We start from the raw sequence: 13,545 nt of genomic DNA, 5'->3' as shown, positions 1-13,545 counted from the left end.
GATCAGCCGCGGTAAGGATCCGATGCTCGCCCGGCAAACCCTTTTCCGCGATGAATTCATCATAAATTCATATGAGTCGAACCTCGATCCCGGTGGATTCGGAGACGAAGGACCGCCTCGATGGTCTGAAACGCGACGACGAGACATGGGACGAGTTTCTCAGACGAATCACGAGCGAGGAGAAACCCATGACGCCCGGTGTATGGACAGACGAGGAGGCAGAAGAGGCGATGGAGCGGCTCCGTGACGGCAGGGAGCGGCCCGACGAATGACGTTCCTCGACACGTCGACGATTATCCAGTATCTCCGGGACGATAGCACCGTTCGCGAGTATATCGAGGGGCGGGAGCCGTGGCTTACCTCCACAGTATGCGTGTTCGAGGTACTCAATGGTCGACTGGGGAGTGATAACACCGACATCGGCGGTGTCCGTCAGGATTTTGCGGGAGTCCAGGCTATCGAACTCAACGAATCTATCGCGATCGAGGCGGCGAGGTTACAGGACGAACTGATAGACGATGGCGAACGGTTGGCAACAGTGGACTTGCTCGTCGCCGCAACCGCCCGATCTACGGGCGACGAACTCGTCGTAGCGGACGCCGACTTCCAGACGGACGCCCTCGAAGACGCGATGCAGGTTACGAACCTGAGAACGTAGGTGAGGTCCACTCCGTTCGGCGCGTACAGGACACATTCGCTGATCGGGAGGTTCCTGAACCAGGCTACCGCGAGACGCCGTGCAGTCGATCGAACGCCCGGTACCTGAGCCACGCCGCGTCCCGCGACGACAGCCAGTCGACGTGGTCGACCCACCGCAGACACGACTCGTAGTCGGCCCACTCGTCCATCCACGGGTAGTCCGATCCGAGCAGGAGCCGCTCCGGCCCGAACCACTCCAGGAGCGCCCGGACGTACCCGTGGAGGTTCGGATACGGGAACTCCCCGCCGGGCGAGCCCCCGGAGTGGCCGCCGTTCGACCCCGCTTCGGCGGCCGACCGCGGAAGCGAACTCACCTTGACGTAGGTGTTCGAACGGTCGGCGACCGCCTCGAACGCCGTCCACGGCGCTTCCTCGGGGTCGGTCCGCGCGTCGGGATAGCCCGCGTGGTCGACGACGACCGATAGATCCGGGTACTCGTCGGCCACGTCGGCGACGTATCCGAGCTGTTCGGCCTTCGGAAAGACGTACAGGCAGGCGTCCCGTGCGGCGAGTTCCTCGAACACCGGAGAGAGCGCGTCGTCGGTGATCCAGTCGCCGGTTCGGTCGAGTTCGGTCGGCGTCTCGTCGTACGCGAGCGCCGCGTAGAACCGGACGCCGAGCATCCGCTCGTGGCCGACGACCTGCCGGACTCGCTCCCGGAGCGCCTCCGGATCGGCGGGCGTTCGCCCCTCGCCCGGCGCGAAGTAGTGCGTGTGGCCGACGCCGTAGAGCCGGTCGGGGTGGGCCTCGATGCTCCGCATCGTATACTCGTTCGCGCGCGGCCCGCGGCCGTACAGCGGCGTCGACACGACGACCGCCTCGTCGACGCCGACTCGGTCCATGTCCGCCACGAGGGCCTCGTGGGTGTACGGCCCGTCCCAACCAGGCGGGAGGAGCGACTCGGTCCACGGGAGTTCCGCCGTGTCGGCGCCCCACGCGTGCGTGTGCGTGTCGATCAGCATCCTCCTCGCACCTCACCAGGAGGTGATCTCGACGTCTCTGAGGGGGCGGTCGAACGGGACGGACACCTGTCCGCCGGTGTAGTGCGAGACGTAGAACCCGACGATGATCTCCAGCGAGCGCGTCGCTTCGCGACCGGTCGAGCGGTTCTCGGCTGTGCCGTCCAGGAGAGCTTCGATGTGCCGGGCGGCGTTCGGGAACGCGCGCTCGTAGTCGTCCTCCCACGTCCAGGCGCCCTCGATACCGTACTCGGCGAGGTCCTCTTCGACGTGGTCACCGTCTTCGAGGCGCCAGTAGCGCCACTCGCCGTCGTCGTTGTTGAGGTAGAGTTTGCCCTCGTTCCCGACGAACTGGAGCGTCATCGAGGAGTCCGCCCGCGGGACGGTGCAGTCGACGGTCACGAACGTCCCGTCGTCCATGACGACGAACCCGCCACCGCCCGCGTCGTCCACGTGCTCGCCCGCATCGAGCGAATCCACGGCCTCGTTCTCGCCGGTGATGTACCCGGACACCCGCTCCGCACGGGCGTCGAGGAAGTCGACGAGCATGTCCAGCAGGTGCGTCGAGTTGCGCAGTAGCTCCATGCGGAACTGGGTGCTGATCGAGTGGACGTCGCCGAGGATTCCCTCGTCGCGGACGAGTTCGCGGAGCCGTCGCTGTTTCTCGGTGAACCGGAAGGAGTGGTTCACCAGAAGCTCGGTGTCCGTCTCGTCGCACACCGCGACCATCTCCTCGGCGTCGGTCACCGACGCGGCGATGGGCTTCTCGCACCAGATCACGTCCGGGTCGGCCGCGGAGCGAGCGGCGTCGACGACGTGGCCGTGGTGGAGATACGAGGGCGTACACACCGACACCGCGTCGAGGTCCTCGGACTCCAGCATGGCCTCGTGACCCACGTATCTGCGGTCCGGCGGGAGGTCCCACGCCTCGCCGAAACGGTCGAGTTTCTCCTCGTCCACGTCCGCGACGGCGACGAGTTCGATCTCGTCGGTCGCCTCGTACCCGCCGGCGTGGCTCGCAGTGAACTTCTTCCGTCCGATGTCCTCCTCGTCGTGCATCCCGAGGATACCCAGGCCGGCGATGCCACCGGCACCGATGATGCCCGCGCGATATGTCGCCATACCTACCGCATGAAGCGGGGGGGTCTTGGAGGTTCCCCGACGGCCGGCAGGTCAGCGCGTCCCGAGCGCCCGCTCGAAGCCACTCGTAGCCGCGGCCAAAGCATTTTGTCGATTCCGTCGGAACAGCGGCGCGTGCTCGGGAGGACCGGCAGGCTGCTCGTCGTCGCGGTCCCGATACTCGTCGTCGTGTTCGTCCTGATCGGCTTCTGGCCGACGACGGTCCAGTCGGTCGGCGACACCGTCCACGTCGACCACGAACCGGACCCGGAGGAGTTCGGTCCCGCTCACTACTTCCCGGAGAACGACACCGTCCGGTTCTGGACGTCGGCGAGCGGGAGCGAACAGGTGTTCGAGCCGTTCGACGAGTTCGCCTGCTGGTACGGGAAAGACGCCGCCACGGACCGGCTGAAATCGTCGCTCGACCGACGGTTCACGACCGGCGACAGCGGCGTCAGATGGACGGGCGGCTTCGACCGGATCGTGGTCCGCGACGCCCCGCTGACCGGTCCCACAAGCCGGGCGCTCCGCCACAGCCTGCCCGAGCGGGTGAACGTCTCCGTCGCGATGTTCGACCGGACCGCCGAGTGCTCGTTCCCGGTCGAGATAACGCGGCCGCGGGACGAAGACACCGGGTTCTGAGGGCGCTACTCGTACGTGTGGACGCTTCCGGTCGCGTTCGCCTCGATGAAGTCCCAGTCGTAGTCGACGCCGAGGCCCGGCCCCTCCGGCAAGCCGACGGTGCCGTCGTCGTCGATGGTGTCGATCATGTCCGAGTAGTCGCCCTCGTACACCGGCGGCTGGGTGTTCGGGCAGTCGGGGTGGACCAGCGCGAGTTCGTAGTAGTTGCTGTTGCGGGTCGCGGCGATGCAGTGGCGCTGTGCGGGGCCGGGCGCGTGGAACTCCACGTCGAGACCGTGGCCCTCGGCGACGCGGGCGCGCTTCATCGCGCCGGTGATCCCGCCGTCGTACTCGGGGTCGGCGCGAACGAAGTCCGTCGACTCGGCGTCGATGAAGTCCGTGAACGGTTCGAGCCCGCGGACGTGCTCGGTCTGGAGGATGGGCGTGTCGAGCTGCTGGCGGAGCTTCCGGTGGGCGTGCTGGGAGATGCCGCCGTCGCGGTAGGGGTCCTCGTACCAGTAGAACCCCTCCTCGTCGAGCGCGCGGCCGAGTTTGAGCGCGTCGGCGAGCGTCTCCAGTTCGCAGGCGGGGTCGTGCATCAGGTCCATCTCGTCGCCGACGCGCTCGCCGACGGCGTGTACCGCGTCGACCTCGCGGTCGAGGTCGCGGGAGCCGTCGCTCCCGCCCCAGCCGTGGATCTTGAACGCGTCGTACCCCATCTCCAGGCACTCCTCGGCGAAGTCGGCGAAGTCCTCGGGCGTTTCGAGCCCGCCGTTCTCGTCGCCGTGGTAGGTCGACGCGTACGCGGGGATGCGCTCGCGGTACGTGCCGAGCAGTTCGTGGATCGGCGCGTCGTAGTACTTGCCCGCGAAGTCCCAGAGCGCGATGTCGATCGGACCGATGCCCATGCGATCGTACTTGCGGAGGGCGCGTTTGATCTCCGACCAGTGTTTCTCCCGCTCCAGCGGGTTCTTCCCGACGAGGTAGTCGGCGAAGGTGTTGATCTGGGCGGCGCCGGGGGAGTTCCCGCCGACGTACTCGCCGGTGATCCCCTCGTCGGTGTGCACGGTGACCGCGAACAGTTTCCGCTCGGTCACGCTCCCGGGTTCGTAGACGAGGTTGAACCCGTGGTGGTCGGTGCCCACGTCCGGGATCTCGTAGGCGAACTCGATGCTCTCTATCTTCGTGATCTCCGGTGCCATACCGTCGCCGTCGCCTCCCACGGGGAAGAATGGGCAGGGTGTCGGCGGACAGCGCCGGTTCCGATCTCGCGAAGGGGTCACGGGTCCCGCCGAAACCCCTTTCCGGCCTGTCGCCGAAGAGGACATATGGTCGATCTTACGATTTTCGAGGTGCACCTGGACGACGCACAGTTCACCGCCAACGCCCCGAACAGCGGCGAGGGAGGACCGGCCGACGAGGCCACCAGCGCATTCTCCTTCGGCGGCGACGAGAGCGACGAGGCGGATGCGACCGACAGCGGCCGGCCCGGACCGTTCGGTATCGTCTTCGCGTTCGTGGGCCTCATCCTGCTCACCGTCGTCCTGCGGCGGATCCTCGGCGGCTCGGGCGAACCGGTCGTCGAGGAGTGATCGGGGGAGTGACGGGCCGCTCGCGGCCCGCTCCCCGGCCCGCTCAACGGTGGGGAGAAGGCATTTCCCGCCGGGTCACTTGACTCCGGTATGGGACTTTACGAGAGCGTCCGGGCGGTCACGACGGCCTCGGGCGACGGGCCGGTCGACTGGACCGCCGTGGCCGACGCCGCGAAGGCTTCGACAGACCCGGGGTCGATCGCGCTCACGGAGGCCGAGCAGACCGGCTACGCCGACGACGTGCGCGACGCCCGGGACCGCGTCCGCTCGGTCGCCGCTATCGAGTTCGACCTCCCGGAAGCGGTCGAGATCCAGAACCGCCACCACTGGATCGACGCCAACGTCGCCACCTTCCGGCGCGTCATGCGCCCGCTCGAGGAGCAGGTGACGATGTTCCCCGGCGCCAGCCGCGTCGTCAACACCGGGACGATGAGCGTCGCGCTCGCGTTCCTCGGGAACAACGTCCTCGGCCAGTACGACCCGCTCCTCCTCGCGGAGGGCGACGACCACGCCCTCTACTTCGTCCACCCGAACATCGAGAAGGTCGCAAACGACCTCGACGTCGACTTCGAGCGCTTCCGTCGCTGGATCGCCTTCCACGAGATCGCACACGCCGCGGAGTTCGGCGCGGCCCCGTGGCTCTCGGACCACCTCGAGACCACGATGGAAGGCGCGGTCGAGGCGCTCGGCGACGGTCACCTGGACCGCGACGCGCTCAAGGAACTCGACACGACGATGACCGCCGTCGAGGGGTACGCCGAACTGATCATGGACCGCGCGTTCGACGACGAGTACGCCGACCTCCGCGAGAAGGTAGAGGCACGTCGCCGCGGTCGCGGCCCCGTCGCCCGCGTGATCCGCCGACTGCTCGGCCTCGGGATGAAGCGCCGCCAGTACGAGCGCGGGAAAGCGTTCTTCGACGCCGTCGCCGACGAGCGCGGCATCGAGGGCGCGTCGGTCGTCTGGGACGACCCGAACAACCTCCCCAGCGACGCCGAACTCGAAGACCCCGCGCTGTGGCTCGCTCGCGTCGGCGAGTAGTCGGAGAACGATTTTCGATCGGCCTCGATCCGTCAGCGACGGCCCCGGTCGCTCGAACGCGAGCGCGTGCGGTCACTGTCGTCGTCGCCGTTGCCGTCGTCGCCCGGACGGTCGGTTCCACCGTCCGTCCCGTCCTCGTCGTCCTCGAAGGGGTTCTCTCGGGCTCTCCGGGCGCGCTGGCGGTCGGCGGGCGACGGCCCGGACGGGACGACGAACCGGGCCATCAGATAGCCGATCACGAGCCCCAGCGCGACCGCTCCGGCGGTCTGGGGGAGCGTCGCGTCGATCTGGAGCGCGATCAGCCCCGCCGACGCGCCGACCAGCCCGGTCACACCGGCTTTGAGCCGGCGGTTGAACGTCGAGCGCTCGGCCGCGGAGATCGGATCTACCACCGACGCCCACCCCCGGGCATCAGATCTCCCTCGCTGCGCTGACGTGCATGCCGACGAACTGCCACGTGCCTGCGCCGTCGTCGGACTCGGGGTCCGCCACTTCGTCCTCGTCGCGCAGTTCCAGCGTCCCGCTCCAGCGCGTCTCGAACTCGAAGCGGATCCGCCGGTCGGTGTCGGTCCACGAGAGCGAGACGCGGTCGGAGAACCAGGCGTGTCGCTCGCGCTCGGTGACTCGCAGGTCGTGGCTCTCCACGGCCCAGTCGGTGGTCGTCTCCGTCTGGTCGCGGAGGCCGTCGGCGACCGCCTCGTAGCCGACGAGCCGCTCGGATACCCCGAACTTGACGAGGTCGTCGACCGGTGCGAAGAAGGGGGCGAGCGGCTCGCCGGCCCGGAGGGCGCCGTAGTACTCCCGGACCCGGTCGGTAGCGCCCGTCACTGGAAGCCCCGGTCGACGGTCTCGTCCACGAGGTCGTCCAGTTCGGAGTCGAGCAGTTCCTCGGCCTCCTCGAACGTGTCCGCCAGGTCCTCGACGGACTCGGGCCGGCCGTACTGGTCGTACTCCATCGGACCGTAGGCCGGGGATTCGAGGGCGTCCATCACGTCCTCGAAGAGGGCGTCGGGCGTCGTCGGCGCGTCGGCGTGGGCCTGCACGACGCCTTCGAGACGCGAGGCCGCGTCCTCGGCCTCCTCCTCGTCCTCCATCGGCTGCTGGACGCCGAACATCCCGCCGTCGCCCGGCTCTTCGGGGAACAGCGGGTCGAGGTCGTCGTCGATCTTCCGGGCTACCTCGGCGCCGACCCCCTGGACCTCGTAGGGGTTCTTCGCGTACGTCTTGACCTGGAACACCCCGACTCCGGGGTGTCCGAAGTAGAGGTCCTCCCCGATACCGTTCGCGCGGTCGCCGCCGACCGCGCGCCAGCCGCCGGGGTCGGCGTCGCTCTCCACGACGTCTTCCAGGATGTCTTCCCAGTCGCGGACGCGCATGTCGGTCGCGGCTTGGTCGGGGCGGGGAATGAACCCATCGGTTCCGGCGGATCCCGCGCCCCGTCGGCCGCTCCTCCCCGACCGATCGGGTCTCGTTCCGCTCGCTCTCTGCCGTGGGGACGGAGTCCGAACCCATCATTTGATAGTCCATGGCGCGTGACAGGATGACAACTGCCCGGTGTCCGAACCGATGCCGGGGTCGCACGAGGGGGAACACAGTGCCAGAGACAGACGGAACGGGGGCGGGAGCAGAGAGAGCGCCTGCTGCGAACCGGAGCCAGATGGCGCTCGTCGCGCTCTGCCTCCTCGGACTGGTCGTCGCCGCGTTCGTCGCGCCCGCGACGTCCGACGGCGCAGGGGGCGGTCCCGGTGGTGGGGTCGGTGACGGCGTCCAGAACGCCGGCGACGTCGCAGTGGGAAGTGGCGGCGGAAGCGGTGACAGCGTCGACTCCGGTGCCGGGGACGAGAACACCGGGGGCGAGACCGACGTCAGCGACGACGGGAGTGACGAAGACGGACGCGACGACGGAGGCGACGAGAGCGAAACGGCGGGCGAGGAGGGCGACGGGAACGGCGGCGAAAGCGACGAGAGCGACGAGAGCGGCGACCGGGAGGGAGACGACGAGGGCGACGGAGTTCCGGTTCTGGACGCGCCGGAACCGGACGAACTGGGGTGTATCGTCGTCCTCGAGGACAGGGCGGTCCCGGGGGCGACCGTGCGAGTCCGGGTCTGGAACGACCTCGAACCCGTTCCCGACGTGCCCGTCTGGTTCGGAGACCGCTCCGTCGGTCGGACCGACGAGGACGGTCGGGTCTCGGGACGCGCGCCGTACACTCGCGAGATGGACGTGACCGTCCGGGTCCCCGATGCCGACTGCCGGTTCGTTCGACTGCGGTCCGACGACGGCGAGACCCGTCCCGGCGAGTCCGTCGAACCGGACCCGCTCGTCTCGTCGCTGGACGCCGATATCGGTCGCTTCAGCGTCGATCGCGGTGAACTCTCGTCCGAACGGTCCGCACAGAACGGAGCCGACGACAACGAGACCGCGTCCTACGAGGTCCGCGGGTCGGTCGAAGTCGCCGTCGACGGCGAGCCCAGACCCGGCGAGACTGTGACGGTCACCGCTGCGGTCGACGGCGTCGAGATGCGCCGGGCGACGGTCAGCGTCGACGACGAGCGCGTCGGGCGGACCACGTCCGGTGGGCAGTACGAACTCACGATACCGAGCGATATCGACCGGGAGCGACTGACGATCACCGTCGAGCGCGGAGAGTTCGCCGGCGCGACCACCATCGAGGTGTGGCGCCTCCAGACGGAGGTGGTCCCGCAGGAGGGACTGCCGTTCCCGGGCGAACCCGCGGTCGTCACCGCGTCCGTCGGCGACCAGCGGGTCTCGAACGCCAGCGTCTCCCTCGACGGGGTACGTCTGGGTTCGACCGACGAACGGGGACGCGTCGGGATGGCGCTCCCGGCCGACCCCCGCGGCACCGTCACGGTCCAGACCGACGGGCGGACGGCGACCGTCCCGCTGTGGACCGCGTACGCACAGACGATAGCGGTCGGGGCGCTCCTGCTCGTCGTCGGTGTCGTCGCCGTCGCCGCTGCGACACGCGCTCGCGGTCGGGGGGCGGGGCGGCGCGTGGCGACGTGGTGGATCGCCCTCGCCGCCGTCTTCTGCGGTCTCGTCGTCGGCGAACGAGTCGGCGCGGCCGAAGTCGGAGCGGTCGTCCTCGTCGCGGGCGCCGTTCGGAACCGTGACGCAGTGGGGGAAGAGGGCGCCTCGCTCGCCGAACGCCTCCGCGCACTCACCGCGTCCCTCGGACGGACGCCGCTGCGAGTCGCCGACCTGTGTGTCACCGTGCTCGACTGGCTCGCCGTCCCCGCCCGATGGCTGGTCGCGAGGGTCGCAGCGGTCCCGGGCCGGATGCGGGGGTTCCTCGGCCGGTCGTGGGATCGACTCCGGGAACGTGTGAGCCGGACAGTGTCCGCCATCGTCGAGGGACTCTCGCTCCGTCGGGGCGCGGCGATCGTCGCAGTGTTCGCCGCAGTCGGCTGGGTCACCGACCGCTACGGCGCGCTCGGGTTCGTCGTCTCGCTCGTCGTGCTAGCCGGCGGCGGCTACGTCTGGATGCAGTGGATCGCCGTCGCGAGCGAGTCGAGCGAATCGAGCGGGAGCGCGAGCGGGCGGACGGTGTCCCGAAACAGGAGCGAACCCGCCGAAGAGCGGTCCAACAGCGAGGACGAGGGGCCGAAAGAACGCACGATCCGGGCAGTCTGGCGGCGGTTCGCACGCTGGGTCCGGCCGAACAGCTGGCGCCAGTCGACGCCGGCGGAGGTGTCCGAGACGGCGATCGAACGCGGCTACCCCGAGCGGCCGGTGCGCGTCCTGACCGAGGCGTTCAGGGAAGTCGAGTACGGCGGCCGCGCGTCGACCGAGCGGGCCGACGAGGCGCGGGACGCGTTCGACACGATCGAGCGGGAGTGGGGTGGGAAGCCGTGAATCCGGTCCTCCTGGTGCTCGTGATCACGTTCGGCGTCCTCGCCATCGGCGCGGCGCTCGCGCTCGCAGTCGTGCTGACGCCCGTGACCGCCACCGGGGCGGGCGAGGGCGCGGTTCTCGTCGCGCTCGCCGGCGTCGCCCTCGCGCTCGCGAAGCTCTACGGACCGGCACCGGACCGGGAGACGGTCGAACCGCCGCCGTGGACGGAGGAGGGCGCGCTCGTCGCGGGGCGGCCGGAGGAGACGACCGAACCGGCCGACGTGACTGGCGACGAACTCGCGGCGCTCCTCGACGAGGCCTGCGACCGAGCACGCGGGGCGGAGACCGTCGAAGACGGGTTCATCGTCGTCCGACCGGCGCTCGCGGCGGTCGTCGAACGGGTGCTCGTCGCGAGCGGGACGGAGCCCGACGCGGTGGAAGACGCGCTCGCGAACGGGTCGTGGACCGACGACCCCGTCGCCGCGGCGGTCGTCGACGAGCGCGTCCAGCGACCGCGCTCGTCGGTGCGCGAACGGGTCCCCACCTGGCTGTTCCCCGAACGAACCGTCCGCAGAGAGACCGCTCGAACCGTCGCCGCCATCGAAGCGATGGCCGACGAGCGACTGCCGCCGGTCCCCGGCCAGCGGGCGCCCCGGACTGCCCCGACGCTCGAACCGGCGATCGGCAGTCTCCAGCGGACGGTCGACGGGACGCTCCAGCCCGCCAGCGCCGCGCCCGCCCCCGGCCGCGACGGCGAGGGGTACACCGGCACCACGGGCCGAACCGGCGACGAATCCGCCGACGGCGGGGACGACAGCGACGGCGAGGACTCCGAGGACGACCTCTTCGACGGGGTGTGGGCGGATGCGTAGACGACGGGCGCGGTGGCGCGGGGCCGTCGCGGCGACGGCCGTGCTCGCTGTGGCGGGTCTCTGGAACCGGAGCGCGACGCTGTTGCTGGCCGCGGCCATCCCGCTCGTCTACGTCACGCACGGTATGCTCTCGACGGTCGATTCGCCGTCGGCGCTCTCGGTGCGTCGGACCGTCGACCCGACGCCGGTCGCCCCCGGGCAACCGGTGACGGTCTCGCTCGCCGCGACCAACGAGGGCGACCGGACGCTGACGGACCTCCGGATCGTCGATAGCGTCCCCGACGAGCTACAGGTCGTCGACGGGTCGCCGCGCGCCGGCGTGGCGCTCGACCCCGGCGAGACCTGTGCGATCGAGTACACCGTGGTCGCCCGCCGCGGCGACTACGACTTCGAACAGCCGCGTGCCCGTCTTCGCCCGAGCGGCGCGGGGATGGTCGCGACGATGGACCTCGCGACCGACGGGGACGACCGGTTGGCCTGTCGCCTCGACTCCGGGGCGCCGCCGCTGGGCGACCACGGCGACGACTTCGTCGGACAGCTCACGAGCGACCGGCCCGGTCGCGGCGTGCAGTTTCACTCCACGCGGGAGTACCGACACGGTGACGCCGCGGACAGGATCGACTGGCGCGGCTACGCCCAGCGGGGCGAACTCGCGACCGTCAACTACGAGCGCTGGGTCTCTGCGTCGGTCGTAGTCGTCCTCGACGTCCGCGAGCGGTGTCGGGTTGCCGCCGGTCCCGGCCGGCCCACCGCGGTCGAGCGCTCGGCGTACGCCGCCGTTCGGACCGCGACGGCGCTGATGCGGATCGGTCACGACGTGGGACTGGCCGTGATCGGCCGGGACACGACCGGCCCGGCCGGACTCGACTGGATCCCGCCGCGGGCCGGGTCGAACCACCGCTCCCGACTGAAAGCCCGGATCGAACACGCCGTCGACGTGGACGTGCCGAGCGACGTCGACCCGGCCCTCCAGTTCCGGAAGGTGGCCGAGGTGGCCGGCGCCAACTCGCAACTCGTCCTCGTCTCACCCCTGCTCGACGACGAACCGGTCGACGCGGTCACGTCGTGGGGGGCCCTGGAGCGAGCGCGGGTCGTCCTCTCCCCCGACGTGGTCACCGGGACGACGGTCGGCGGACAGCTAGAGGCAGTTCGTCGGCGGACGCGGCTCGTCCGGTGTCAGTCGTCCGGTGCGCACACGATCGACTGGCGCCGCGGGACGGCGCTCGCGCTCGCGCTGGAGTACGCCCTCGAGATCGAGGCGCGCCAGTCGGCCAGAGCGAGTCCCAGCGGAGGTGGTCGCTGATGCCGTTCGGCCCTCGGCTCGACAGACCGTCGGCCGTCGGCGACGAGGGGCGGGCCCGGGAGACGTCCCTCGGCGTCGCCGCGGTGACGGTCGTCGGGTTGGCGCTCGCGACCGCCGTTCTCACCGGCAGAGCGAGCGTTCTCGGCGGGATCGCGCTCGTCGTCGGCACGACGGCGGCGGGTGTCGCCATGCTCGACCGCGATGGGCTCGGCCAGAAGGTCGTAGGTCACCTCTGTTTCCTCCCCGGGGCGGTCCTCCTCGGCGTGCTCGTGGCGACGGTCCCCGGCGACAGGAGTCCGCTGGCCGCCGGGTTCGCGCTCGCCTTCCTCGGAATTGCGAGCGCCTGGGCGGACGTCGCCGACGCCGCCGTCGTCGAGTCTGCGCTCGCACAGGGAGTGCTCTCCTACGTGTTCGGGCTCGTCTGGGCGCTGGGCGGCGGGGTCGTCGTCGGAGCGCTGTACCTGTGCTGGACGCTCGCCACCCTCGTCCTCGACGCACAGACGCCGTCGGCCACTGCAGTCGGCCTGCTTGCCGCCTTCGCCGTCGTTCTCGGCGTCGTCAGGCTGGTGCTCCCTGCGCTGCCGGTGGTACAGCTGACCCCGCGCGACCGCCGGAGACCGGTACGAGCCCGCCTCGGACGCGCGAAACGCGCCCTCAGCCTGTCGGCGGCGGTCGCCGCCGGGACCGCGGTCCTCTCGCTGGCGGTCCTCGCGACTCCCTCGCTGTCCCTCCGGCAGGTCCCCGGTGTAGTCGCCGCCGTCGACGCGCTCTCGTCGGCGTCCGTACTCGGCGCCCTGCTGGCAGTCGGTGGGCTGGCGCTCCTCGTGACAGTCGTCGCCGCCGGGGTCAGACAGACGACTCGACAGTTCGACGAGACCAGGACTCGCACCGCGGCGGCCGGGATCGCAGGCGGCGGATACGTCGCCGTCCTCTGCCTCGCCGTCGTCCCGGAGGCGAACGAGTCAGCGCTGTTCGACTCGGTACTCGTGGTCGGGGGCGTGCTGGTGGCTCCGCTGGTCGTCTTCGTCGTGTTCGGGGCTGCGCTCGTGGCCCTCCGCGCGGGGCTGGTACCCGAAGGGGCGGGCGGTCCGGCCCTCGCGGCCGCCGGCCTCGTCGTCACGGGTATCGGCGCCGACTCGGTCGGCCTCCCGGCGCCGCTCGTGTTCGGCTGCGTGGCGGGCGCGCTCGCCGTCTGGGACGTCGGCTCGTTCGGACTGGGTGTGACCGCCGAACTGGGCCATCGCCCCGAGACGAGGCGGATCGAACTGACCCACGCCGTCTTCGCCGTCGGGATCGGTGTCGTCACCGTGCTCGGCGCGACGGCGCTTCTGGCTGCCAGAGCGACGACCAGCGGGATCGGCCACACCGCCGCGATGACCGCCGCCGTTATCGGCGCGCTCCTGCTCGGTGCGCTGATCCGCGGGTAGGCGTGTCGGTGTCGCGGACCTCCTCGCGAACGTACAGATTCATATTGATGGCGTTA

General features: G+C 70.2%; 15 protein-coding genes. 9 read left to right on the top strand and 6 right to left on the bottom strand.

What is annotated here, in order from left to right; translation table 11 throughout:
• Positions 1–71 precede the first annotated feature (71 nt).
• Together D1409_RS22315 and D1409_RS22310 are read left to right on the top strand one after the other, a co-directional pair.
• Positions 72–272 (top strand): DUF7557 family protein, encoded by a 201-nt coding sequence (locus tag D1409_RS22315; RefSeq protein WP_123539177.1) that lies wholly within the window; start codon positions 72–74, stop codon positions 270–272.
• Positions 269–658, top strand: a complete 390-nt coding sequence (locus D1409_RS22310) for a PIN domain-containing protein (protein ID WP_123539176.1) — start codon at positions 269–271, stop codon at positions 656–658. Before D1409_RS22315 ends, D1409_RS22310 begins: the two co-directional genes overlap by 4 nt.
• Positions 659–722: 64 nt before the next feature.
• On the opposite strand, the gene D1409_RS22305 is transcribed toward D1409_RS22310, so the two are convergent.
• Together D1409_RS22305 and D1409_RS22300 are read right to left on the bottom strand one after the other, a co-directional pair.
• The gene (locus D1409_RS22305) at positions 723–1,661 is read right to left on the bottom strand and encodes an amidohydrolase family protein (RefSeq protein ID WP_123539175.1); all 939 of its coding nucleotides are present in this window, start codon (positions 1,659–1,661) and stop codon (positions 723–725) included.
• A gap of 12 nt (positions 1,662–1,673) precedes the next feature.
• On the bottom strand, positions 1,674–2,780 hold the full coding sequence (locus tag D1409_RS22300; protein WP_123539174.1) for a Gfo/Idh/MocA family protein: 1,107 nt from the start codon (positions 2,778–2,780) through the stop codon (positions 1,674–1,676).
• 132 nt (positions 2,781–2,912) lie between these two features.
• Between D1409_RS22300 and D1409_RS22295 the strand changes: the two genes are divergently transcribed.
• On the top strand, positions 2,913–3,419 hold the full coding sequence (locus D1409_RS22295; RefSeq protein ID WP_123539173.1) for a hypothetical protein: 507 nt from the start codon (positions 2,913–2,915) through the stop codon (positions 3,417–3,419).
• 5 nt (positions 3,420–3,424) lie between these two features.
• On the opposite strand, the gene D1409_RS22290 is transcribed toward D1409_RS22295, so the two are convergent.
• Positions 3,425–4,600, bottom strand: a complete 1,176-nt coding sequence (locus D1409_RS22290; RefSeq protein ID WP_123539212.1) for an enolase C-terminal domain-like protein — start codon at positions 4,598–4,600, stop codon at positions 3,425–3,427.
• 126 nt (positions 4,601–4,726) lie between these two features.
• On the opposite strand from D1409_RS22290, the gene D1409_RS22285 reads away from it, so the two are divergent.
• Both D1409_RS22285 and D1409_RS22280 read left to right on the top strand, forming a co-directional pair.
• Positions 4,727–4,990, top strand: a complete 264-nt coding sequence (locus D1409_RS22285) for a hypothetical protein (RefSeq protein WP_123539172.1) — start codon at positions 4,727–4,729, stop codon at positions 4,988–4,990.
• A 90-nt stretch (positions 4,991–5,080) separates the two neighbouring features.
• Entirely contained in the window at positions 5,081–6,031 is a 951-nt protein-coding gene (locus D1409_RS22280) for a zinc-dependent metalloprotease (protein WP_123539171.1), read from the top strand.
• Between the two features lie 32 nt (positions 6,032–6,063).
• On the opposite strand, the gene D1409_RS22275 is transcribed toward D1409_RS22280, so the two are convergent.
• From D1409_RS22275 to D1409_RS22265, 3 genes are read right to left on the bottom strand one after another with little or no spacing between them, the layout of a single operon-like run.
• Positions 6,064–6,423: a hypothetical protein gene (locus D1409_RS22275; RefSeq protein WP_123539170.1), complete on the bottom strand. Its 360-nt coding sequence runs from the start codon at positions 6,421–6,423 to the stop codon at positions 6,064–6,066.
• 19 nt (positions 6,424–6,442) lie between these two features.
• Entirely contained in the window at positions 6,443–6,859 is a 417-nt protein-coding gene (locus D1409_RS22270) for a nuclear transport factor 2 family protein (RefSeq protein WP_123539169.1), read from the bottom strand.
• Entirely contained in the window at positions 6,856–7,407 is a 552-nt protein-coding gene (locus D1409_RS22265) for a hypothetical protein (protein ID WP_123539168.1), read from the bottom strand. Before D1409_RS22265 ends, D1409_RS22270 begins: the two co-directional genes overlap by 4 nt.
• Positions 7,408–7,625: 218 nt before the next feature.
• Between D1409_RS22265 and D1409_RS22260 the strand changes: the two genes are divergently transcribed.
• Genes D1409_RS22260 through D1409_RS22245 form a run of 4 tightly spaced genes read left to right on the top strand, consistent with a single transcriptional unit; the run spans position 7,626 to position 13,489 of the window.
• Positions 7,626–9,908 carry a hypothetical protein gene (locus tag D1409_RS22260; RefSeq protein WP_164471853.1) on the top strand — a complete coding sequence of 761 codons (2,283 nt, stop codon included), beginning with the start codon at positions 7,626–7,628 and terminating at the stop codon, positions 9,906–9,908.
• Positions 9,905–10,759, top strand: coding sequence for a DUF7269 family protein (locus D1409_RS22255; RefSeq protein ID WP_123539166.1), 855 nt, complete (start codon positions 9,905–9,907; stop codon positions 10,757–10,759). The genes D1409_RS22260 and D1409_RS22255 overlap by 4 nt, the downstream gene beginning before the upstream one ends.
• A complete protein-coding gene (locus D1409_RS22250; RefSeq protein WP_123539165.1) occupies positions 10,752–12,062 on the top strand; it encodes a DUF58 domain-containing protein in 1,311 nt (436 codons plus the stop codon). The genes D1409_RS22255 and D1409_RS22250 overlap by 8 nt, the downstream gene beginning before the upstream one ends.
• A complete protein-coding gene (locus tag D1409_RS22245) occupies positions 12,062–13,489 on the top strand; it encodes a glycosyl transferase (protein WP_123539164.1) in 1,428 nt (475 codons plus the stop codon). Before D1409_RS22250 ends, D1409_RS22245 begins: the two co-directional genes overlap by 1 nt.
• Positions 13,490–13,545 lie beyond the last annotated feature (56 nt).

This window comes from Halosimplex salinum (assembly GCF_003730195.1).
GTDB lineage: Archaea > Halobacteriota > Halobacteria > Halobacteriales > Haloarculaceae > Halosimplex > Halosimplex salinum.
Note: the sequence above shows the minus strand (reverse complement) of the source record. Positions and strands in the feature narration are given on the sequence as shown.

Bases quoted from the DNA above. Each gene is read 5' to 3' on its own strand.
- D1409_RS22265 (WP_123539168.1), bottom strand. From the start codon at position 7,407: ATGCGCGTCCGCGACTGGGAAGACATCCTGGAAGACGTCGTGGAGAGC.
- D1409_RS22315 (WP_123539177.1), top strand. From the start codon at position 72: ATGAGTCGAACCTCGATCCCGGTGGATTCGGAGACGAAGGACCGCCTC.
- D1409_RS22305 (WP_123539175.1), bottom strand. From the start codon at position 1,661: ATGCTGATCGACACGCACACGCACGCGTGGGGCGCCGACACGGCGGAA.
- D1409_RS22250 (WP_123539165.1), top strand. From the start codon at position 10,752: ATGCGTAGACGACGGGCGCGGTGGCGCGGGGCCGTCGCGGCGACGGCC.
- D1409_RS22245 (WP_123539164.1), top strand. From the start codon at position 12,062: ATGCCGTTCGGCCCTCGGCTCGACAGACCGTCGGCCGTCGGCGACGAG.
- D1409_RS22285 (WP_123539172.1), top strand. From the start codon at position 4,727: ATGGTCGATCTTACGATTTTCGAGGTGCACCTGGACGACGCACAGTTC.
- D1409_RS22290 (WP_123539212.1), bottom strand. From the start codon at position 4,600: ATGGCACCGGAGATCACGAAGATAGAGAGCATCGAGTTCGCCTACGAG.
- D1409_RS22310 (WP_123539176.1), top strand. From the start codon at position 269: ATGACGTTCCTCGACACGTCGACGATTATCCAGTATCTCCGGGACGAT.
- D1409_RS22280 (WP_123539171.1), top strand. From the start codon at position 5,081: ATGGGACTTTACGAGAGCGTCCGGGCGGTCACGACGGCCTCGGGCGAC.
- D1409_RS22300 (WP_123539174.1), bottom strand. From the start codon at position 2,780: ATGGCGACATATCGCGCGGGCATCATCGGTGCCGGTGGCATCGCCGGC.